Origin of the sequence: Propionispora vibrioides (genome assembly GCF_900110485.1) — a bacterium.
GTDB lineage: Bacteria > Bacillota > Negativicutes > Propionisporales > Propionisporaceae > Propionispora > Propionispora vibrioides.
Genome location: NZ_FODY01000035.1, coordinates 13,279 through 35,491 on the forward strand (window position 1 = coordinate 13,279; position 22,213 = coordinate 35,491).

At 47.8% G+C, this 22,213-nt stretch carries 17 protein-coding genes, 1 rRNA gene and 1 riboswitch; of the genes, 13 read left to right on the plus strand and 5 right to left on the minus strand.

The window, feature by feature from the left end:
• Window positions 1–22: 22 nt before the first annotated feature.
• From BMW43_RS19225 to BMW43_RS19235, 3 genes are all read right to left on the minus strand, one after another.
• Window positions 23–1,273: an ATP-binding protein gene (locus BMW43_RS19225; RefSeq protein ID WP_091751680.1), complete on the minus strand. Its 1,251-nt coding sequence runs from the start codon at window positions 1,271–1,273 to the stop codon at window positions 23–25.
• Window positions 1,274–1,292: 19 nt separating this feature from the next.
• The gene (locus tag BMW43_RS19230; RefSeq protein ID WP_091751683.1) at window positions 1,293–2,528 is read right to left on the minus strand and encodes an LL-diaminopimelate aminotransferase; all 1,236 of its coding nucleotides are present in this window, start codon (window positions 2,526–2,528) and stop codon (window positions 1,293–1,295) included.
• 422 nt (window positions 2,529–2,950) lie between these two features.
• Window positions 2,951–4,357: an FMN-binding glutamate synthase family protein gene (locus BMW43_RS19235; RefSeq protein WP_091751686.1), complete on the minus strand. Its 1,407-nt coding sequence runs from the start codon at window positions 4,355–4,357 to the stop codon at window positions 2,951–2,953.
• Between the two features lie 407 nt (window positions 4,358–4,764).
• Between BMW43_RS19235 and BMW43_RS19240 the strand changes: the two genes are divergently transcribed.
• The 3 genes from BMW43_RS19240 (at window position 4,765) to thiC (ending at window position 7,852) form a co-directional block, all read left to right on the plus strand.
• Window positions 4,765–5,811 carry a type III polyketide synthase gene (locus tag BMW43_RS19240; RefSeq protein WP_091751689.1) on the plus strand — a complete coding sequence of 349 codons (1,047 nt, stop codon included), beginning with the start codon at window positions 4,765–4,767 and terminating at the stop codon, window positions 5,809–5,811.
• A complete protein-coding gene (locus BMW43_RS19245) occupies window positions 5,805–6,320 on the plus strand; it encodes an isoprenylcysteine carboxyl methyltransferase family protein (protein ID WP_091751692.1) in 516 nt (171 codons plus the stop codon). The genes BMW43_RS19240 and BMW43_RS19245 overlap by 7 nt, the downstream gene beginning before the upstream one ends.
• A gap of 70 nt (window positions 6,321–6,390) precedes the next feature.
• A riboswitch (TPP riboswitch) is annotated at window positions 6,391–6,490 on the plus strand.
• 60 nt (window positions 6,491–6,550) lie between these two features.
• Window positions 6,551–7,852: a phosphomethylpyrimidine synthase ThiC gene (thiC, locus tag BMW43_RS19250; protein ID WP_091751695.1), complete on the plus strand. Its 1,302-nt coding sequence runs from the start codon at window positions 6,551–6,553 to the stop codon at window positions 7,850–7,852.
• Between the two features lie 58 nt (window positions 7,853–7,910).
• On the opposite strand, the gene BMW43_RS19255 is transcribed toward thiC, so the two are convergent.
• Window positions 7,911–8,357, minus strand: coding sequence for a universal stress protein (locus tag BMW43_RS19255; RefSeq protein WP_091751698.1), 447 nt, complete (start codon window positions 8,355–8,357; stop codon window positions 7,911–7,913).
• A gap of 371 nt (window positions 8,358–8,728) precedes the next feature.
• On the opposite strand from BMW43_RS19255, the gene BMW43_RS19260 reads away from it, so the two are divergent.
• From BMW43_RS19260 to nifJ, 5 genes are all read left to right on the plus strand, one after another.
• Window positions 8,729–10,405, plus strand: a complete 1,677-nt coding sequence (locus BMW43_RS19260) for a glutamine--tRNA ligase/YqeY domain fusion protein (RefSeq protein WP_091751701.1) — start codon at window positions 8,729–8,731, stop codon at window positions 10,403–10,405.
• Window positions 10,406–10,592: 187 nt separating this feature from the next.
• Window positions 10,593–11,222 carry a DUF47 domain-containing protein gene (locus BMW43_RS19265; RefSeq protein WP_177173690.1) on the plus strand — a complete coding sequence of 210 codons (630 nt, stop codon included), beginning with the start codon at window positions 10,593–10,595 and terminating at the stop codon, window positions 11,220–11,222.
• Entirely contained in the window at window positions 11,215–12,204 is a 990-nt protein-coding gene (locus BMW43_RS19270) for an inorganic phosphate transporter (protein ID WP_091751707.1), read from the plus strand. The genes BMW43_RS19265 and BMW43_RS19270 overlap by 8 nt, the downstream gene beginning before the upstream one ends.
• Before the next feature lie 93 nt (window positions 12,205–12,297).
• Window positions 12,298–12,624 carry a hypothetical protein gene (locus tag BMW43_RS19275; RefSeq protein ID WP_091751710.1) on the plus strand — a complete coding sequence of 109 codons (327 nt, stop codon included), beginning with the start codon at window positions 12,298–12,300 and terminating at the stop codon, window positions 12,622–12,624.
• A 398-nt stretch (window positions 12,625–13,022) separates the two neighbouring features.
• Window positions 13,023–16,529, plus strand: a complete 3,507-nt coding sequence (gene nifJ / locus BMW43_RS19280; RefSeq protein ID WP_091751713.1) for a pyruvate:ferredoxin (flavodoxin) oxidoreductase — start codon at window positions 13,023–13,025, stop codon at window positions 16,527–16,529.
• 94 nt (window positions 16,530–16,623) lie between these two features.
• Here nifJ and BMW43_RS19285 read toward each other — a convergent pair whose 3' ends face one another.
• The gene (locus BMW43_RS19285; RefSeq protein WP_091751715.1) at window positions 16,624–16,857 is read right to left on the minus strand and encodes a polya polymerase; all 234 of its coding nucleotides are present in this window, start codon (window positions 16,855–16,857) and stop codon (window positions 16,624–16,626) included.
• A gap of 212 nt (window positions 16,858–17,069) precedes the next feature.
• On the opposite strand from BMW43_RS19285, the gene BMW43_RS19290 reads away from it, so the two are divergent.
• The 5 genes from BMW43_RS19290 to BMW43_RS19310 form a co-directional block, all read left to right on the plus strand.
• Entirely contained in the window at window positions 17,070–18,416 is a 1,347-nt protein-coding gene (locus tag BMW43_RS19290; RefSeq protein WP_091751718.1) for an MATE family efflux transporter, read from the plus strand.
• A gap of 121 nt (window positions 18,417–18,537) precedes the next feature.
• A complete protein-coding gene (locus BMW43_RS19295; RefSeq protein ID WP_091751721.1) occupies window positions 18,538–19,671 on the plus strand; it encodes a M20/M25/M40 family metallo-hydrolase in 1,134 nt (377 codons plus the stop codon).
• 186 nt (window positions 19,672–19,857) lie between these two features.
• Window positions 19,858–21,024, plus strand: a complete 1,167-nt coding sequence (locus tag BMW43_RS19300) for an MFS transporter (RefSeq protein ID WP_091751723.1) — start codon at window positions 19,858–19,860, stop codon at window positions 21,022–21,024.
• Between the two features lie 13 nt (window positions 21,025–21,037).
• On the plus strand, window positions 21,038–21,439 hold the full coding sequence (locus tag BMW43_RS19305) for a secondary thiamine-phosphate synthase enzyme YjbQ (protein ID WP_091751726.1): 402 nt from the start codon (window positions 21,038–21,040) through the stop codon (window positions 21,437–21,439).
• A 420-nt stretch (window positions 21,440–21,859) separates the two neighbouring features.
• A 16S ribosomal RNA gene (locus tag BMW43_RS19310) occupies window positions 21,860–22,213 on the plus strand; the annotation flags it as partial.

Genomic DNA, 22,213 nt, shown 5'->3' on the forward strand with positions numbered 1-22,213 from the left:
ACGCAATCTCTTAAGTAACAGGCTATTTTGCAGCGCGGTTACTCAGTAAGTGATTAATGAATTGCTGCGCTGTGCGGCCTGAACGTCCCGAATGGGAAAACTCCCATTGCAAGGCTGCTGTACGCAGATCATCCGGAGGAAGTTGCACTCCCTGTTTACGGGCTAACTCGCTTACAATGGTTAAGTATTCCTGTTGGCTTGGTGCCACAAAACTCAATATAATACCAAAGCGGTCGGATAGGGAGATTTTTTCGTTAACGGCGTCAGCCCGGTGCAACTCGTCCATATTTTCACTGCGGTCACTCCAGGTTTCCTTAATTAAATGGCGCCGGTTGGAGGTGGCGTAAATCAGCACGTTGTCCGGTTTGGCCTCCAAGCCGCCTTCAATGACCGATTTCAAATACTTGTATTCGACTTCAAACTCTTCAAACGACAGGTCATCGAGGAAAATAATGAAACGCTGGCGATAGCCGCGGAGTAGCTCCATGAGCTTCGGCAGTGATGTAAGCTGGCTTTTGGCGACCTCTACCAAACGTAAGCCGTTGGCAAAGTACTCATTGGCCAGAGCCTTCACTGAGGAGGATTTACCGGTGCCTCTGGCGCCGGACAGCAGGACATGATTGGCCGGGCGGCCGGTGAGGAAAGCTTGGGTGTTAGTGATCAGCGTTGCTTTTTGACGGTCATAGCCGACGATATCGGTCAGACGGATGGTGTCATAATGCTTGATTCCTGACAGACCGGTTGCTTCCTGCCAACGGAAGGCGGCGTATTCTGCCATATCTCCGTAGCCATATTGCGTATAGTAGGTAATTAACAGCGCGGCAGCCTGTTCCGGTGTAGCGGACACGGACAGAAAACCGGGTTCCAGCAAACGGTACGGGCTAGGCGCAGCCGGGGGAAAGGTGGGAACAAAGTGCTCAATCAACTGGCTTTGCCGACCAGCCGGCAACTCGGCGGCGAAAAATTTCTGCAGTAGTCCAAGATCATGCAACCAGGCTTTTTGCAGGCTTTCGCCCAGCGTGCCGCCAGTTTTTTGTAAGGTCACACTTACGATATTCTTATCATGAGCCAGCAGATAGAGCAGGTACTGCTTTATCAGGTCGCCTTGCAGCGAAAGCGCTTCGGCTTTGCCGATTAATTCTCCGTACCAGGCGGCCTGCTCGGCCGGCGTGGCCGCTGCCGAGCAGATAGCCGGCAATTGCCGGATGATGTTGTCTTCCAATATTTTGCGGTAAATAATGAGTTCCTGTAATTGGGAAATGGGCGTAAACATAGCAATGACCTCGTGATAATCAGACCCTTAAGCGGGTTTTGATTCTTTCTACCGCTTCCAGTGTGTTTTCCTGGTTGCCGAAGGCAGTTAAGCGGAAGTATCCTTGACCGGCGGGACCGAAGCCGGAGCCGGGAGTTCCTACCAGATGGGCTTCGGTTAGCAGCTTGTCGAAAAAGGCCCAGGAATCCATGCCGTTAGGTGCCTTCAACCAAATATAAGGTGCATTGACGCCACCGTATACTTCCAGGCCAATGCTGGCAAGTCCTTCGCGGATTACTTTGGCGTTGGCCATGTAGTAGCTGATCAGGGCTTTAATCTCTTGCTGGCCCTGGGGAGAGTAGACGGCTTCAGCGCCTTTTTGAATAATGTAAGGCGTACCGTTGAACTTGGTCGTCTGCCGTCTGTTCCACAGCTTGTTCAGCGGATATAACTCACCGGCAGCGGTAAGAGCTTTGACAGTTTTCGGCACGACAGTGAAGGCGCAGCGGGTACCGGTAAAGCCGGCGTTTTTGGAGAAGGAACGGAACTCAATAGCTACGTCCTTGGCGCCTTCGATTTCATAGATGCTGTGCGGAATGCCTTCTTCCTGGATATAGGCTTCATAGGCAGCGTCGTATAAGATAATCGAGTTGTGTTTTTTGGCATAATCCACCCAGACTTTCAGCTCGTCTTTCGTCAGGGTGGTGCCGGTAGGATTGTTAGGCATGCATATGTAAATGAGATCGACTTTTTCTGACGGAAGCTGGGGGACGAATTTGTTTTCCGCATTGCAGGTCAGATACACTACATTGCCGAATCTGCCGTCCTGGCCAAGTGCGCCGGTTCTTCCTGCCATGACATTGGTATCCAGGTAGACCGGATATACCGGATCGGTGATGGCCACTCTGTTTTCCAGGCCGAAAATTTCCTGAATGTTGCCGACATCGCTTTTGGAACCGTCGCTGACAAAGACTTCGTCTACATCAAGCTGGATGCCGCGCGGATTGTAATCGGTCTGAATAATTTTTTCTATCAGGAATTGATAGCCCTGTTCCGGGCCGTAGCCTCTGAACGTATTTTCATTAGCCATTTCATCCACGGCGGCATGCAAGCCGGTAATAACCGACTGCGGCAAAGGACGGGTTACGTCGCCGATACCTAAGCGGATTACATTGGCCGACGGATTTTCTTCTTTAAATTTAGCAACTCTTCTTGCTATTTCGGCAAATAGATAACTGCCGGGAAGTTTTAAATAGTTTTCGTTTATAGTAGCCATACAGTAACTCCTTTCCAAAATACAGCAATACTCTATATATTATACTATAAAAGAGCAGAACTACGCATTAGTTATGTCAAAAAAGTTAGAACCTGAATTCAATCACGGAAATGCTAGGGAACCGCTGATTTAATGAGCCTGCCGGCCTGGCGAGAGATTTTTTCGGCTGGCAAGGAAGCAAAAGCGCAATCAGTGGTTCCCTAGGGCAGCAAGCGATTTTTTCGCCGGACAAGGCACATTCTCGTGGGTATAATAGGGTTATGGCAAGAAAATGTAACAAAGCATGGCGGGAAAATCATTGGTTATACGGCGTTTCCTAATGGTTGAATTCATGTTTTTAAGCTCTGCCGCAGAAAGAAAACGGCAGAGCTTATTACATCACTTAAAACTTAAGGACTGTTTTAGGGTTGACGAGGTAGGTACTAGTGCAGAGTGGGCGCGACAGTTTCGGTGGCAGTGTGGCTGCCGGTGTATTCATCCAGTTCGACGGTCTGCTTTTTGCGGCTTTGACCGGCATAGCGGATACCGGTCCATTCAGCCAGTTCCCGGTCGACGGTTACCAGGTCCTCAAGGCACAGCTCTTTGCAGGAGTGTTTTCCCAGAGCCTGGACGGCTAACTTCATTTCCTGCGTGCAGGAGGTAAGAAATTGAAATAGGTGGCGGGCTGCCTGATCAATGTCCAGCTTGTCGTTCATTTTACCGGTATATAAGGCAAGTTGGGAAGGGGGGGCCTGCGGGACGACCTTGAGTGCCTGAGTGTGCATGGCAGCCATGAGGGCAATGGTGCCGATATAGACGGCGTCCGCCCCCAACGCCAGTGCTTTTAGAAAATGCCCGGGCGTTGTCAGGCCGCCGGCAATAATCAGGCTGAACCGGTCACGCAGCTTATTTTCCTTTAGCCATTGTACCGTTCGTACCAGGGAATGAAGGGTGGGCAGCCCCAGATCGTCCTGCAGGGTAGGCGGTGCGGCAGAAGTACCACCCTCCGCGCCGTCAATGACGATGTAATCGGCTTGAGTTTGGGCAATGACTGCCAGTTCATATTCCAAGTAATCAGTCCCGGCAATTTTCACACCGATGGGAACATCGTACTGGGACTTCATAGAATCAATCATCGTGATGTAGTCTTTGGTGGAGCTTTTGCCCGGCATCCGTGAGTAAATGGTGGCGGGGCTTTTTTCATGCTCCAACTGCCAGGTTTTTTGCAGGTGCTCGTCTTTGGGAATGGTAATCGGTTCTTCGACAGCGCCGCCCCAGGCACCCTGGCCGAGCTGAATTTCAATGGCGTCCAACTGGCTAAGCTGTTCCTGACCACTGAGAAAGCCGCCACGGTGATATTGGCCGATCAAAAAACGGGCCGCCTTTCTTTCCTCCTGCGTAACAGCTGATTCACCGGTATTGGTGGACGTTCCGGCCAGGGCCGCACCCTGGGCCAGGGCTTCTTTCATCGCCAGGCTCAAAGAGCCGCCATAGGACATACCGGTAATCATGATCGGTATGTCCAGCAGCAGCGGTTTTTTCGCGGTTGGTCCGATCACCGTCCTGGTGCTTACTTCTTTCAGGCTGGCGGTTGGCAGGGAAAAAAGCTGCCGCGGATTGAGCAGGATGTCCTGCCAGGGAGAGCGTACAACCGGGCTGCCTAACGGTCTTGACAGTACGGTGCCTGATTCGGCCCGCATGGCCGCCTCGATGGCTGCCCGGGGAGTGAGCTTTTCCAGAGCGGTAACCAATAGGAAGGGATTGTCTTCATAAGCTTCAGTCATCATTTTTACCATGGCTTCATCCATGACCGGGTCCAGCATTTTCATTGCCAGTAAACTAAGCAGCATAACGCGGCCTCCTTTAATACAAGCAGTTTAGGCGTGTCGACATGAGTGTTCATCACCCATCTTCCGGCGTAGTTTCCGTCGTACTGCGTTAAATTTCCTCGAAATACGTCCGGTATTTCTGCGGAAATTTGCCTTGTCCGGCGAAAAAATCCGCTCGAAATCTGAGCAAGTCAACTCGTGCCAACACGCTTTAATTAGTTTCTAGTATCCCCACATGGGTTAAATCTATAAGCTGCCGGTAAAGTTTTACGAAAGTCTGGCCCTTTTTAGCATATATATACACTGTTACGGTTGCTGGGAAAGGCCGTGACTTTGCATGCGGCGGCCATCGCCGGTCTGCGCGAGGGAGTAAGGCCGGTTTATTAAGGGAGGCCACCGGCTAACTAGTAAAGTGAGGGCGTGATGATATGAGTGGGGCCAGAATCATGGCAGTAGGCACGGCAGTGCCGTCATATTGTGTCAGGCAGGAAGAAGTCAAAGCATTGGTAGCCGGTGTATTTAAAGAAAGAATGAGCCGTTTAGATAAGCTGTTGACTGTATTCGACAATACGGGAATTGAAACCCGGCATTTGGTATGTCCGCTGGAGTGGTATACCGTTCCTCATGGCTTTGCTGAGGCCAATGCTTTATATCAGACCCAGGCCTTAGAACTGGCTGAACAGGCGGCCCGGGCAGCCATTCACCAGGCCGGCGCCGGACCCGGCGATATTGGTGCCGTTTTTTTTATTTCCTCTACCGGTATTGCCACACCGACGCTGGATACAAAACTACTGTCCCGGTTGGGCTTGTCCCGCCATACCGTCCGTTTGCCGCTTTGGGGGTTGGGCTGCGCCGGTGGAGCCGCCGGTCTGGCACGAGCCGCGGAATATGTAAAAGCGCTGCCAGAGAAATTGGTGCTGCTGGTGGTTGTGGAATTATGCAGTCTAACCTTTCAGCATGGCGACGCCTCCAAGGCCAATGTCGTCGGAACGGGACTTTTTTCGGATGGCGCCGCCGCTGTTGTGCTGGGAGCAACAGGTCATGGCCCGGTGCTGCTTGATAGCTATAGTACGTTATTTGACAATACCGCTGCGATTATGGGCTGGGATGTGGTGGAATCGGGCTTTAAAGTACGCTTTTCCCGCGACATTCCTTCGCTCATTAGGGAACGGCTGCCTGGTGTGATGGAACAGGCCTGTTGCTATTGGGGCGTGGAGCAGGAAAAAATCCAGCATTATCTTGTGCATCCCGGCGGTGTGAAAGTGTTGCAGGCCTATGAAGACAGCCTGGCTCTGGCACCGGGGACTTTCTGCCTGGCCTACGAGGTACTGGCCCGCTATGGCAATATGTCCAGCGCCTCCATTTGCTTTGTGTTGGCGGACTTTTTGCGCAAAACGGAACCGGCCGGCCAGTATGGGATATTGCTATCCATGGGCCCCGGTTTTTGCGCCGAGCAGGTATTGTTTCAATGGTAGCGGTAGGTTTTTATCTATTGCTGGGCTGTCTGGTTTGCCAGCGTCTGGGAGAACTGCTGCTGGCCCGGCGAAATCGGACCTGGTTGCTTAAACAAGGGGCAAAGGAATTTGGCAAAAGGCATTATCCGTTGTTTTTTCTGCTGCATATAGCCTGGTTTAGTTGTCTGCTGAGCGAAAGCCTGTATAACGGACCGACGCTGCACAGCTTTTGGTATATATGGGGCGTGGGACTGGCAGTGGCTCAGGTCCTCCGGTATTGGTGCATGGGGAGTTTAGGGCGCTATTGGAACACCCGGATTTTAATCGTACCGGGAGCGGCGCGGATACGGCGCGGCCCTTACCGCTATGTGCCGCATCCCAATTATGTGGCGGTCTGTTTGGAATTATTTTGTATTCCCATGATCTTTGACGCTATGGTAACGGCCCTGCTATTTTCCCTGCTTAATCTTATCTTGCTGGTAGGCGTCCGGGTCCCGACTGAGAACAAGGCTTTACGGCTGCTGCAATAAGCGAGGGAAAAAGTAGCTGGACAAAGAAAGTAAAATACATTACAATTTTTATAGACAATCATATATGACACAACATAGCTGGGGGCGCCGTGTGGCTGAGAGGAATGATTTCCGACCCTTGGAACCTGATGTGGTTAGCACCACCGTAGGGATAGCTTAGAACAATGAAATGACGGGCTGCTCTAGGCAGCCCGTTTTTTATTTATACATAATCTTAAAGGGGGAGCATGATGAATTACACAACACAAATGGATGCCGCTAAAAAAGGAATTATTACCCGGCAGATGGAGCTTGTGGCCCAAAAGGAAAGAATGGAAGTAACCCGGCTGCGGGACTTAATTGCCGAGGGAAAGGTCGTCATACCGGCCAACAAACATCACACCAGCCTGGCCCCGGAAGGCGTGGGCGCCGGACTGCGGACAAAAATCAACGTCAATCTGGGCGTGTCGAAAGACTGCTGCGATCTTGACCTGGAACTGGAAAAGGCCAGAAAAGCGATCGACTTAAAAGCAGAAGCGATTATGGATTTGAGCTGTTATGGCAAGACACAGGAGTTTCGCCGTAAATTGATTGATTTTTCGCCGGCCATGATTGGCACGGTGCCCATGTATGATGCGGTAGGGATGCTGGACAAGGAGCTAAAGGATATTACCGCTGATGAGTTTTTCCAGGTGGTCGAACGGCATGCCCAGGATGGAGTTGACTTCATGACCATTCACTGTGGCATTAACCGGGCTACGGCCGAACGTATCAAACGAAATAAGCGGCTTACCCACATTGTTTCCCGAGGCGGGTCGCTGTTGTTTGCCTGGATGGAACTCAATCAGCGGGAAAATCCTTTTTATGAGCAATATGATAGACTGCTGGACCTGTGCGAACAATATGATGTAACCATCAGTCTGGGCGATGCCTGCCGGCCGGGTTGTATCCAGGACGCTACCGACGCATCACAGATTGAAGAGTTAATTACACTGGGAGAGCTGACTAAACGGGCCTGGGAACGAAATGTTCAGGTTATGATTGAAGGGCCCGGCCATATGGCGCTCAATGAAATTGCCGGTAATATGATGCTGGAAAAGCGGTTGTGCCATGGCGCACCGTTCTATGTGCTGGGACCGCTGGTGACTGATGTGGCGCCCGGCTATGATCATATCACCAGTGCTATTGGCGGAGCTATCGCGGCAGCTAATGGCGCCGACTTTTTGTGCTATGTCACGCCGGCGGAGCATCTCAGACTGCCTGATCTGGAGGATATGAAAGAAGGAATTATCGCCTCCCGGATTGCCGCCCATGCGGCGGATATCGCCAAGGGAATTCCAGGTGCCCGCGAATGGGATAATGCGATGAGTGCGGCCAGGGCCGATGTTAACTTCCCCAAAATGATCGAATTGGCTATTGATCCGGAAAAAGCCAGACGCTATCGGGAATCGTCGGCACCGGAAGCGGAAGATACCTGTACCATGTGCGGCAAGATGTGTCCGATGAAAAATATGAAAAAACTGATGAATGGCGAGGACTTGTGCATTAAATAAAAAAGAGAGGCGTTCCGGAGCGGTAATCATTCCGGGCGCCTCTCTTTATATGTGTAATTTATTTAATGACCATAACCGGGCACTTGGCATGATGTAAAACATAATGGCTCACGCTGCCCATGACTAGCTCTTTCAGTACACCCAGGCCCCGTCGTCCCATCACAATAACATCATAGCCTTGGGTCTGGGCGAAGCCGGGAATCCGCTCTGCCGGTGAGCCCAGTTCCAGAAAGGTGGCACTGTGTACCTCCGGCGGCAACAAGCCAACCGCCTCTGCCAGGACATGGTTGCCGAATTCCTCGGCATTTTCCATAAAATCTTCCGGAATATACGTGGTTCCCAGCGGTGCATATACCTGTAAATCTTTAAAAGAAATCATAACATGCAACAAGCCTACGGTGGCGCCGGTGCAAGCGGCCAGATAGCCGGCATGCTGGACCGCCTTATAGGAGTTGGGAGAACCGTCGACAGGGACCAGAATTTTTTTGTATTGTACTGCGTTCATTCGTTAATCCCCCTTTGCTTACATGTAATTAAATAGAATCACCTACTGGTTGCGGGCTGGCTTACGAAAAAATTCTTGCTTGGCAACGAGTAAGGTAAAGAGAATTTATCTATACTATTATAATAATGTAATTTTCTGTATATGTCAAAATTTACGGCAGGAATAGCTTTCTAATACTAAAAAAATTTGCTATAATTTCCTTTATGGTACATACATGCAGGAAATACTGGCTTTATAGCGAAAAGCAAAACAATATTATGCTAATGGTCCGTCTATTCTAAAACCATAATGACTTCACGGGCCTTTTCCCGCGAATTTTTTTACGCTTTCAAAGTAGACAGACCATTAGACTGTGGCAAAGGAGTAGGAATATGACGACCAATCCGGGAGTAGCTTCTAACTTTATTCACGATATAATTAATGAAGATCTGAAAAACAACAAACATGACAGCAGGGTTCATACCCGTTTCCCGCCGGAACCGAACGGCTATCTGCATATTGGACACGCCAAATCTATCTGTTTAAATTTTGGTACGGCTGCCAAATACGAGGGACTGTGCAATCTCCGGTTTGACGATACCAATCCCAGCAAAGAGGATGTCGAATATGTCGACTCCATCAAAGAAGATGTAAAATGGCTGGGGTTTGACTGGGATGACCGGATGTTTTATGCTTCCGATTATTTTGCTAAACTTTACGGATATGCCGTACAGCTGATTAAATCGGGTAAAGCCTATGTATGCGATTTAGATGCCCAAAGCATTAGAGAATACCGTGGCACCCTGACCGAGCCGGGCAAGGAAAGCCCTTACCGTAACCGTTCGGTAGAGGAAAACCTGGACCTTTTTGAGCGTATGAGGCAGGGAGAATTTGCCGATGGTTCACGGGTGTTAAGAGCAAAAATAGATATGGCTTCGCCGAACTTAAACATGCGTGATCCAGTATTGTACCGGATTTTGCGGGCCAATCATCACCGTACCGGCGATGCCTGGTGTATCTATCCGATGTATGACTATGCCCATCCGATTTCCGACGCCATAGAAGGGATTACCCATTCCATTTGTACATTGGAATTTGAAGCGCACCGTCCGCTCTATGACTGGGTGCTGGAGGCGCTCGAAATTGAAGACCGGCCGCAGCAAATTGAATTTGCCCGGCTGAATTTGACCAATACGGTGATGAGCAAGCGGCATCTGCGGACTTTGGTGGAGGAAGGACAGGTAAACGGCTGGGATGATCCCCGCATGCCGACCATTTCCGGACTGCGCCGGCGGGGCTATACACCGGAGGCTATCCGTGATTTTTGTGAACGTATTGGCATTTCCAAGAGCAACAGTACGGTAGACGTGGCTTTGCTGGAACATTGCATCCGGGAGGATTTAAACAGCCGGGCGGCACGGGTAATGGCGGTTCTGCGCCCCTTAAAGCTTGTCATCACAAACTATCCGGAAAATACGGTCGAAGAATTGGAAGCGGAAAATAATCCGGAAAATCCGGATATGGGTAAACGGAGCATTCCTTTCTCCCGGGTAATATATATAGAGCAAGAGGATTTTATGGAGAATCCCCCTAAGAAGTTTTTCCGGCTGGCGCCTGGACAGGAGGTTCGGCTAAAGCACGCCTACATTATCAAATGCGAACAGGTCATTAAAGATGAAGTTAGCGGCGAAGTCAAGGAAATTCACTGCACCTATGATCCGGATACCAAAAGCGGCGGTATTGCCAGCGGACGTAAGGTAAAAGGTACGCTGCACTGGGTTTGTGCGGAGCGGGCTGTTGATGCCGAAGTGCATCTTTATGATTATTTATTTAAAGATGACGCGGACTCGGAAGAAGGAGCCTTGTTTAATCCTGACTCACTGGAAATACTTACCGCCTGTAAGGTGGAGCCAGGTTTGCTTGATACTGTAGCGGGAACCCGTTACCAGTTCTTACGGCAGGGGTATTTTTGTACCGATCTGGATTCTACTCGCAGCAAACTTATTTTTAACCGCATTGTGGGTTTGCGTGATTCCTGGGCGAAAAACCAGAATAAGAGCAATGGATAAATAAAGCAGCCGGAGGCAAGTCATCCGGCTGTTTCTTATAAGAAGCCGGTTCATCGGTTAAAATACAGACTGATCGAATTCTGCCAAATTTCCGCAAAATACGATAAAAAATTATTTATTGTTTTAACAACTACCGACTTATGATATAATCAATAGGGTTCGAAGACGTATATCAGGAGGAATTTACGTGGGATTTAGATTGAAACCCAAAGAAGAAAAGTTTTTCCAATTATTATCTGAACAAGCTGTATTGGTTCAAAAGTCGGCAGAGATTCTTGCTTTGGCGATGCATGAGAAAGATAAATTAGTTGAATTGATGGGGCTGATTGATTCGGTGGAAAAAAATGCCGATGAAATTGTAGCCAAGGTCGGTGAACGGTTGCAGAAGACTTTTATCACCCCCTTTGACCGGGAAGATATTTTTACGCTGGTGCAGAAACTTGATGATGTGATCGACGGAATCAAAGGGATTATTGAAAGAATGCACCTTTATAATGTTGGTACCGCTACTCCCGGTGTCCAGGAACTTAGCGAGCTGGTTGTGAAGGCTTCCAAACAGATTGAAAAAGCGGTCAGCTATTTGAGCGATTTAAAGAAGTCCCATATTAAAATTGAGGCGCGCTGTAGTCGCATTATGGAGCTGGAGGCTGAAGGCGACCGGCTGTACCGTGAGGAAATGGGCAAATTGTTCAGAGATTGTCAGGACCCGATTGAAATCATCAAGTGGAAAGAAATTCTGGCCAATCTGGAAGATATGCTGGACCTTTCGGAAGATATTGCTGATGCCCTAAAGAGAGTAGTGCTGAAATATGCCTGATTTTATTCTTTTATATATTGTCGTTTTTCTGGCGGTTGCCTTTGATTATATCAACGGCTTTCATGATACGGCCAATGCGATTGCCACTTCTGTGTCGACCAGGGCGATTAAGCCCCAGTATGCTATCTTGCTGGCTGCTTCGCTTAATTTTCTAGGGGCGCTCCTAAGTACCGGTGTTGCCAAAACGATTGGCGGCGATATCGTAAGGTCAGCGTCGCTGGTAAGCCAGGAAGTGATTATTTCCGCGTTGGTGGGAGCCATTGCCTGGAATCTGCTTACCTGGTGGTACGGCATTCCGAGCAGCTCGTCCCATGCCTTGATCGGCGGTGTTATGGGATCGGTTATCGTTGGTTCCGGCTGGGATGCTCTTAATACGGTCGGCATTGAAAAAATCATATTATCCCTCATTCTTTCGCCTATATTGGCCTTGGTTTCCGGCTATGTTATTATGATCATCCTGTTATGGGTCTTCGGGCGGTTTGCGCCGATGGCGTTAAATTCGGGCTTTAAGCGAATGCAGCTCCTGTCGGCTAGTTTAATGGCCTTTTCCCATGGTTCCAATGACGCACAAAAGGCCATGGGCATTATTACGTTGGCGCTCTTAAGTGCCGGCCAGATTCCCACGTTAGAGGTTCCAACCTGGGTTAAACTGGTTTGTGCTACGGCTATGGCACTAGGGACGGCAGCCGGTGGCTGGAAGATCATAAAAACTATGGGCACTAAAATTTTTAAGATGGAACCGATTAATGGTTTTGCTGCCGATCTGAACTCATCCTTGGTTATCTTTTCCGCTACTTTTTTGCATTTGCCAGTAAGCACCACCCATGTGGTGTCCGGTTCAATTATGGGTGTGGGTTCGGCCAAACGGGTCAAGGCTGTGCACTGGAGTGTGGCGCAGCAAATGGTATATGCCTGGTTTCTGACCATTCCGCTAAGCGGTATTACCAGTGCTATTGTTTATAAGCTGTTACATATTTTTTAAGTATGTTCTATAATAATATATAGTAGAAGATAAATGAAGCAGTACCGCCGCAGGCGGTGCTGCTTCACTAAATTATGGAGAGGATGGAGCCTGATGTCTAAAATAAAGAAAAATCTCAGTGATGCCGATATGCTGGTGGGATGGAAAGAAACGATTTCTTTTGAGTCGGACGTATATAAGGAGGACCCGGCCAAGGTGCAGACACCGACCAAGACGAAGGACAAGCCGGAGGCCAAAAGCTTTCTTTCCTCCTTTTTGACACCGGAGCTGGAGGAGAAGATCGGTAAGGCCCTGCTGGATTTAAAATTGGAATTATATAAAAAGGGGACGGTCGATTTTGCGTTAAAGGTTTCACATGATAATGAACGGGTCATTATTCAGGCTGTTCCAGTCAAAGAAAAAAAGCAAGCCGGTAAGTAGTCAAGTTGATATTTGTGTACAATATTGAATAATTATTACATACAGGGACACCCTAAGAGAAAAGTGCTGGATTTGTTCTGCCGTGATAATAACGAAAAGGAACGTGGGAAAATATTCACAAATGTTAAAATAGTTCAGACAACCACGCTAGTCGTTGAAATATTCAATAAATTGTGGAAAATGCAGCAAAAACGCCGCTAACCGCCCGTAAGGATATTTCTTCTTTACATGTATATGGTAAAGGTGTATATTAATAATGTGTATTACCTACCATAAAGTCGTGGCTTTTTTGCTGTGCAGCAGCAAGCGTTGCTCAATGCGATATGCGAGAATAAATATGCATACTAATGTATTATTATTCGTTATGCAAAATTGCACTATAGAGAGGGGATTGATTTATGGCTAGAAAAATGAAAACAATGGATGGAAACACCGCGGCTGCCTACGTTTCGTATGCCTTTACGGAAGTGGCGGCTATCTATCCCATCACACCTTCATCGCCGATGGCGGAGCATGTGGATGAATGGGTGGCGCAGGGCAAGAAAAATATTTTCGGACAACCTGTGCGCGTAGTGGAAATGCAGTCTGAAGCCGGTGCCGCCGGTGCGATGCACGGTTCTTTGCAAGCCGGGGCGCTGACGACTACATATACGGCTTCTCAGGGATTATTGCTGATGATTCCTAATATGTATAAAATAGCAGGTGAGCTGTTGCCCGGTGTTTTTCATGTAAGCGCCCGTGCTCTTGCCGCCAATTCCTTGAATATTTTTGGTGACCATCAGGATGTTATGGCTGCCCGTCAGACCGGTTTTGCCCTGCTGGCAGAAAGCAGTGTTCAGGAAGTTATGGATTTGTCACCCATTGCCCATCTGGCAGCTATCAAGGGGAAAATTCCGTTTGTCAGCTTTTTTGATGGTTTCAGAACTTCCCATGAAATTCAAAAAATTGAAGTGCTGGAATACGATGAACTGGAAAAACTGCTGGACAAGGATGCTTTGGAAGCTTTCCGGCGCAATGCATTGAATCCTGACCATCCGGTAGTTAGAGGAACAGCGCAGAATCCGGATATTTACTTCCAGGAACGGGAAGTTGTAAATAAGTATTATGAACAAATTCCTGCACTTGTAGAAGATTATATGGAACAGATTAATAAACTGACCGGACGGAATTACCACTTGTTCAACTATTATGGTGCGCCCGATGCGGAGCGTCTAATTGTGGCTATGGGCTCGGTGTGTGAAGCCATCGAGGAAACGGTTGATTATCTGAACCAAAAAGGGGAAAAGGTCGGCCTGTTAAATGTGCATCTTTACCGTCCTTTCTCGCTGGAGCATTTCTTCAAATACATCCCGCAGACGGTGAAAAAGATTGCCGTACTGGACCGGACCAAAGAACCGGGATCGCTGGCTGAACCGCTGTATTTGGATGTGAAGAGCGCTTTCTATGGTAAAGAATGGCAGCCGGTTATTGTCGGCGGACGGTATGGCCTGGGCTCCAAAGACGTAGTTCCCGCGCATATTGTGGCGGTGTACGATAACCTGAAGCTGGAACAGCCGAAAGATGGCTTTACCATGAGTATTGTGGATGATGTCACCTTCACTTCCCTGGCTTTGCCTGAATACGATCTCGACACGACACCGGAGGGGACTAAGGCCTGTAAATTCTGGGGACTGGGTTCCGATGGAACGGTTGGCGCCAACAAGAGCGCGATCAAGATTATTGGTGACCATACCAAAATGTATGCTCAGGGGTATTTTGCTTATGACTCGAAAAAATCAGGCGGTATCACCGTATCTCATCTGCGGTTTGGCGATAAGCAGATAAAATCGCCCTATCTGATTAATAAGGCTGATTTTGTTGCCTGCCATAACCAATCTTATGTGGATAAATATGATGTGTTGGACGGCTTGAAGAAAAACGGCAACTTCCTGTTGAACTGTATTTGGAATAAAGACGAACTGGATGCAAAGCTGCCGGGAGCCATGAAACGCTATATTGCCAACAACAATATTCAGTTCTATACCATAGATGCTGTGGACATTGCACAGCAATTGGGTTTAGGCGGCCGTATCAATATGATCATGCAAGCGGCTTTCTTCAAAATTGCCAATATCATTCCGTTGGAAGACGCCGTAAAGTATTTAAAAGATGCAGTTGTTAAATCCTATGGCAACAAAGGTCAGAAAGTTGTCGACATGAATAATGCCGCTATTGACCAAGGTGTTGATGCCATTGTGAAGATTGAAGTTCCCGAGTCCTGGAAAACGGCGAAGGATGTGGCTGCTGAGCAAAAAGAAGTTCCTGCCTTCATCAAAGACATTTTAGTACCGATGAATCGCCAGGAAGGCGATAAACTACCGGTAAGCGCCTTTGCTGGCATGGAGGACGGCACCTTCCCGCTAGGTACGGCAGCGTACGAAAAACGTGGCATTGCCGTAAATATTCCTGAATGGCAGATTGACAAGTGCATTCAATGTAACCAATGTGCCTTTGTTTGTCCTCATGCGACCATTCGACCGGTATTGATTAATGCAGAAGAACAGGCCGCTGCACCGGAAGGCTTTACCTCCAAACCGGCTGCCGGCGCTAAGGATTTGTCCTACCGCATTGCTGTGGCGCCGCTCGACTGCACCGGGTGCGGCAACTGCGCCAACATCTGTCCGGCCAAGGAAAAAGCCTTGATTATGAAGCCGCTGGAAACACAGCATGCACAGATCGACCTGTGGGAGTATGCTATGTCTCTGTCGCCAAAGGCTAATCCGATGAATAAGAATACCGTTAAGGGCAGCCAGTTTGAACAGCCGCTGCTCGAATTCTCCGGTGCCTGCGCCGGCTGCGGTGAAACTCCGTACGCCAAATTGGTTACGCAATTGTTTGGCGATCGCATGATGATTGCCAATGCCACGGGCTGCTCGTCCATCTGGGGAGCCAGTGCACCGTCCATTCCGTACACTACCAATCATAAAGGCCAGGGACCGGCTTGGGCAAACTCCTTGTTCGAGGATAATGCCGAATATGGTTTAGGGATGCATTTAGGGGTTTCCCAGGTTCGTCAGAAGTTGGCTGCCGATGTACAGGCTGCGCTGGCGGTTGCCGGTTCGGATTTGAAAGCCGCTTTGGAAGATTGGCTGGAAAATATAAATAATGGGGCAGGCACCCGTGACCGTGCGGATAAAGTGATTGCCCTGCTGGAAGCAGAAAAAGACAAGGCTTCGGTTTTACAGGAAATCTATAAAAACAGAGACTTCCTGGCTAAACGTTCACAGTGGATCTTTGGCGGCGACGGCTGGGCTTACGATATTGGGTTTGGCGGCCTGGATCATGTGCTGGCGTCCGGCGAAGATGTAAATGTGCTGGTTTTTGACACGGAAATATACTCCAATACGGGCGGTCAATCATCCAAATCCACACCAACTGCGGCAATCGCTAAATTTGCTGCCGGCGGTAAGCAGGTTAAGAAAAAGGACCTGGGCATGATGGCCATGAGCTATGGTTATGTATATGTTGCTCAGATTTCCATGGGTGCCGACAAGAATCAGACCTTGAAGGCGATTGCCGAGGCAGAAGCGTATCCGGGTCCTTCCTTGATCATTGCTTATGCGCCTTGCATCAGTCATAGTATTAAGGGTGGTATGGGCTATAGCCAGGTAGAAGCGAAGAAAGCGGTTGAGTCCGGTTATTGGGCTATGTACAGATATAATCCTCAGTTAAAAGAGGCTGAGAAAAATCCGTTTGTGCTGGACTCCAAGGAGCCAACAGCCGATTTCAGAGAGTTTTTATTGAGTGAAGTTCGCTATGCATCCTTGCAAAAACAGAATCCGGAAACTGCCGAAATACTGTTTAAGAAGACAGAAGCAGATGCAAAAGAACGTCTGGCCACTTATAAACGGCTGGCACAAAATTAGTTTGTAAAAAGAATATAAGAACAAAAAAGATGCGCCTGAGCCGCAATTGCGGTTCAGGCGCATCTTTTTTTGGAGTAAGGCTGATAAGGTACTGTTATCCCCTGATTAAATACTGTAATAATAAACTAACATCTTCCGGCTCGGACGCAATGATTTCCATTTCGTCAATTTTTGCTTCGCTAAAGAGGTTTGATAAAGCAACATACTGTGACAACTTTGATTTCAGGTTTAACCGATCCCCTTCATTGGTAACCAGCTCCACCCGCCCTTTGCATTGATCCAGGACTTCAAAGAAACGCTTGACATCGGTTATGTTCGTTATTTTCATCAGAAGCCTCCTTAATATGATATGATTTGTATTCTGTTTTCTACATTTTACCATGTATTTTTAAGTCTGAACATGAGAAACTGATTTTTTGTGCATAGATAATTTGCCATGATCAGGAAAAGTGGTATAATGATTAAACTGCAGTTTTGCTTGCTGCATCGGATCGCAAAGACCGGGAGAGAATAAGAAGACTAGGATTTGCAGGAGGTTGTATGGAGGGGTCGGCTGCGTTAGGGCAGGAACGTGTAGATAAATTATTATGGCGGTATTCTGTCCCTGCCATGATCGGCATGGTTGTCAATGCTCTATATAATATTGTGGACAGTATTTTTGTAGGAAACGGAGTTGGCGAATTTGCCCTGGCAGCGGTAGCCATTGCTTTTCCGGTTATGATTATCTTAATGGGCTTTGGTATGCTGATCGGGGTGGGGGCCGGTTCGCTGGTTTCTATCCGGATGGGAGAAGGACGAAAAGAAGATGCCGAAAAAATTTTGGGCAATGCGTTTACTCTGTCGGTTTTGTGCGCTATTGTTCTCAGTGCCATTATACTGCCCTTTTTAGACCCTGTTTTACAGTTGCTTGGTGCCGAACCCAATATATTGCCCTATGCAAGAGATTTTACTAAGGTCATTCTCTGGGGCAGCTTGTTTATGTATGTCGGATTTGGTTTGAATAGTATTGTACGGGCCCAAGGTGATCCGAAAATCGCCATGGCTACTATGCTTATTTCTGCCGGCATCAATGTTGTTTTAAATCCGCTGTTTATTTTCTACTTTCAACTGGGGATCACCGGTTCGGCGCTTGCCACTGTGATTGCTCAAATGGTAGCTTCTGTATGGATTATACTGCATTTTCTCCGGAAAAAGAGTTATTTGCGGCTAAAAAACCAGTATATGGCCTTGGATTTTACCGTTGTTTTTCAGATTATAAAAACCGGCGCATCTCCCTTTTTGATGCAAATCGCCGCCAGTGTTGTCAATGTACTGTTTAATCATAGCCTGCTGCTATATGGCGGAGAAATTGCCGTTGCTTGCATTGGTGTGATCACCCGGATAGGGATGCTGCTATTGATGCCGATTTTCGGAATTAGTCAGGGTGCACAGCCGATTATTGGCTATAACTATGGCGCGAGAAGCTATAACCGGGTCATTGAAGCAGTCCGCAGGGCAAGTTATGCTGCTTCCGCGTTATCGCTGGCAGGATTCCTGGTAGTACAATTTTTTAGTGAAAGCATTGTCGGTGTGTTTAACCAAAATGCAGAGTTTATTGCCATAGGTGCCAAAGGCCTTCGTCTGTTTCTGCTGCTGCTTCCCGTTATCGGCTTTCAGGTGATCGGTGCCAATTACTTTCAGGCGGTTGGCAAGGCTCAATATGCTATTTTCTTCAGTATGTCCCGTCAGGTGATTATACTTATCCCAATGCTCTTACTGTTGCCGCCTTTATTCGGTTTGAATGGGGCTTGGGCCGCTGCACCGCTGGCCGATCTGGGCTCGTTTTTGTTAACCGGTTATTTTTTATTTAAAGAAATTCGCACACTCAGGCAGTCAGAGACACTATAAAATAGTACTAAGGCTTGCAGGGCAGGGGTTATTGTAATATGCTGTTAGTAAGACTTAAATGCGCTCTCTGACTGAAAGCTAATACACTGGGCCGTCTAAACTTGTATTAGGAGGGACTTCCTTGATTAAATGTGAACGTATGTTATCAGAATTTTTTGAGTTGGTAAAAATATCTTGTCCATCCCGTGATGAACGTAAGGTGGCTGACTTATTGTTTTCCCGACTGGAGAAACTTGGCTTAAAAGTTGAGGAGGATCAGGCGGGTAAGGCGATTGCCGGCAATACCGGTAATTTGATAGCTCTTTTGGCGGGGAATGTGTCTGGGGCGCCAACTGTGCTGTTTACGGCACACCTGGACTGTGTTGAACCCTGCAGCGGTATTGAGCCGGTAATTGATAAGGGAATTATTCGTTCGTCCGGCAATACCATTTTGGGTTCCGATGATAAAGCCGGAGTTGTTGCTATCATGGAGGCTTTGCGTGTTGTAACCGAAAAGGGTCTTCCTCATGGCGATATTCAGGTTGTCTTTACTGTATCGGAAGAGGCCGGGCTGGACGGTTCCAAGCACGTAGCGCAGTCAAAGCTTAAGGCCGATTTCGGCTACGCGCTTGATTCGAGTGGATCGCCGGGCGAGATTATTACTAAAGCGCCGGGTCAAAACCAGATCAATGTTGTGGTTCGTGGCAAAACAGCTCATGCCGGCGTGGCGCCGGAAGAAGGAATTAACGCTATCGTAGTGGCAGGCAAAGCCTTGGCTAAGATTAAACAAGGCCGTATTGATGAAGAGACAACGGCCAATATTGGTGTGATTAAAGGCGGGCAGGCTACCAATATCGTTCCGGATAAAGTAGAAATGGCCTGTGAGGCAAGAAGCCGGAATATGGATAAGCTGGCAGCACAGACTGAGCATATGAAAGTGGTATTTGAGGAAACGGCGAAGGAAAACGGCTGCCGGGCAGAGGTTGCCGTTGAAACCGCATATGGCTCCTTTGTACTGGAAGATAACAGCCCGGTAGTTGCTTTAGCAGTAAAAGCAGCCGAAAGCATTGGTCTGGAACCTGTTCTCAAAGCAACTGGCGGCGGTAGTGATGCCAACTATTTTAACAGTTATGGTATTCCTACAGCAGTACTTGGTGTGGGCATGTCCAAGGTCCATACTACAGAGGAGTATATAAAAGAGGTTGATTTGTATAAAGCCGGCGAATATGTTCTGGCAATTATAAAAGCTGCCGCTGAGCAGAATAAAACCCGCTAGAGACAAATACCGCGCCAGAGAAACTATACAGCAAGCTGTTATTTCTAGAGGCTAGAGCGTGTTTTCAGATTAACGGAATATGAACCGGAGAGCCTTGTCAGGGGATGTTTCGGATAGTTTGAAAACACGCTCTAAATAACGGTCTGCCCTGCTAGTTGTTTCAGCGTCATTTTAAGAGGAACGTGCATGGCGAAATTATTAATTCTTATTAACTTAGCTTATTTTTTTCTTGGCATTAATGGTGTTATTGGTGGGGTTAATCTTTTGGAGATTGCCGGGACTTTTAAAGTAGAGCCGTATGTGATTGGCTACTTAGCTACTTTTATGTCTGTAGGCAGTACGGCAGCTGTATTTTTTACGGGTTTCTTTGCCAGACGGCTGCAGGTTAATCAAGTCCTGATTGCGGCGCTTGTGCTATTGATTTTTTGCTACGTGGGTATTGCCTTGGGCGGTAGTTTATTTACTTTTGGTTTGGCCATGCTCGGCTGCGGTATCGGGACTGGCGTCTTTTTGTTTATTGCCAATTATGTCATCATAACATTTTATCAGAACGAAAGCAGGACGGCGCACCTAAATTTTATAAATTTTTCTTATAGTGCCGGGGCAGTCGTTACGCCTATTGCTGCTGGAGTACTGCTCAAACATGATGTTTCTTGGGAACAGCTATATTTGCTGACTGCCGCATATATTTTTTTCCTGTTGCTGCTGGCTTTGCCGACCCAAAGGCTTGTGACCGACAACGGCAAGCGCAGAACAAGCAGCGAGCCGAAAGAGAACTGGAATGTTAATGTGTATATTATCGGTTTTGTTTTCGTTTGCTACGCATTGGCAGAAGTGATTTTCTCCAACTGGATTGTTGTGTATTTGCGGGAATTTCTTGCGGTGGATATTGTGCAGGCCGGCGGCATTTTGTCTTTGTTCTGGGCCTTTATGACACTGGGAAGACTGAGCGCCGGATTGATTACGAGATATATCAGAGTTGACTATTATATTATAGGTTCGGCGACATTGGCATTTTTTTCCTATCTGACGGTTTTATTGCTGAAGAACACTTACTTGATCATGATTGCTGCAAGTTTTATGGGGCTGTTTTTTTCCGGCCTGTATGCTTCGTTGGTCTCTTATGGTACGATGCAATCTAAACAGGCGTCTTCTAAGCTGGTGAATTTTTATATTTCCATAAGCTCTGTCGGAAGTATCTTGTGTTTTCTTCTGTCCAGCGCAGTGAATCAATACTTTGGGGTGTACTGTAATCTTCTGTTAAGTGCAGGAGCCATGGGCATGGTTGCGTTGCTTGTTGGCATCACGATGTTCATTAACAAGTCCCAAAAGCAGAATATACAAACCGGATAAGGAAGGTGGTCTTATGGAAGAGTTTCAATTATATACGCCGGAGGAAGGATTTATTGAGATTACTTCGCAGGTGATGGCAGCGGTAGCGCGCAGTAAGGTAGAAGAAGGTCTATGCCAGGTGTTTGTGCCACATACGACGGCAGGTGTAACCATTAATGAAAATGCTGATCCGGATGTAGTTACAGACATGCTGAAGGCTCTGGACCATATGGTGCCCAGTCTGGCTTATCGACATGATGAAGGCAACTCGCGGGCCCATATGAAAAGTTCTTTGCTAGGCTGCTCGCTAGTTATAGCCATTACTAGGGGAAAACTAGTGTTAGGCAGATGGCAGGGAATTTACTTCTGTGAATTTGACGGACCCCGAAGCAGACGCTATTGCGTTCATGTTATCAGGCAGGCTGAGTCTATATAAGTAAGTAGGCTTATAGTTGTAGAAAAAAATTGTCGAATTATCTGTTGACATAAATAACAGGGCATGCTATTATATAAAAGTCGCTGAACAGGGCGGCAGGAAATGGTAAGAAAGCCAACAAAAAACAGGTTGACAGGCAAAAGCCGATGTGATAGTATATAAAAGCTGTCGCAAGGCGGCGGTCAACAGGAACTGCGGTAACGCAGTCCGGTGTTCTCTGAAAACTGAACAATGTAAGGTATAAACAATATGCCAGATGTGCGGACTCGTATCACTTAGGTGATACAGTCACAATAAATAATTCTTTAAACAATTATAGAGCCATCAAAAGGCTCCATCAAATGGGAAGTCACTACCGTGACCTTGAACTTTTGTCTGTGTATACAGACGAGAAAGAGAGAGGCGCATGGACGACATACTTTTATGGAGAGTTTGATCCTGGCTCAGGACGAACGCTGGCGGCGTGCCTAACACATGCAAGTCGAACGGTCTGGTGTTTAACACCAAACGCTACATGCTAACCGGGGAATCACAATTGAGCCGCGTCTTATGAACGAGCGAAGCGAGTTCATCACGCATCTTCAAAGTGACTAACCGGAAAGTAAGAGCGATTGGTGTTGAACGCCAGGTAGTGGCGAACGGGTGAGTAACGCGTAAACAACCTGCCTCATAGATGGGGACAACACCGCGAAAGTGGTGCTAATACCGAATGTTTTGATCTTGCCGCATGGTGAGATTAATAAAGGTGGCCTCTAAATTATGCTACCGTTATGA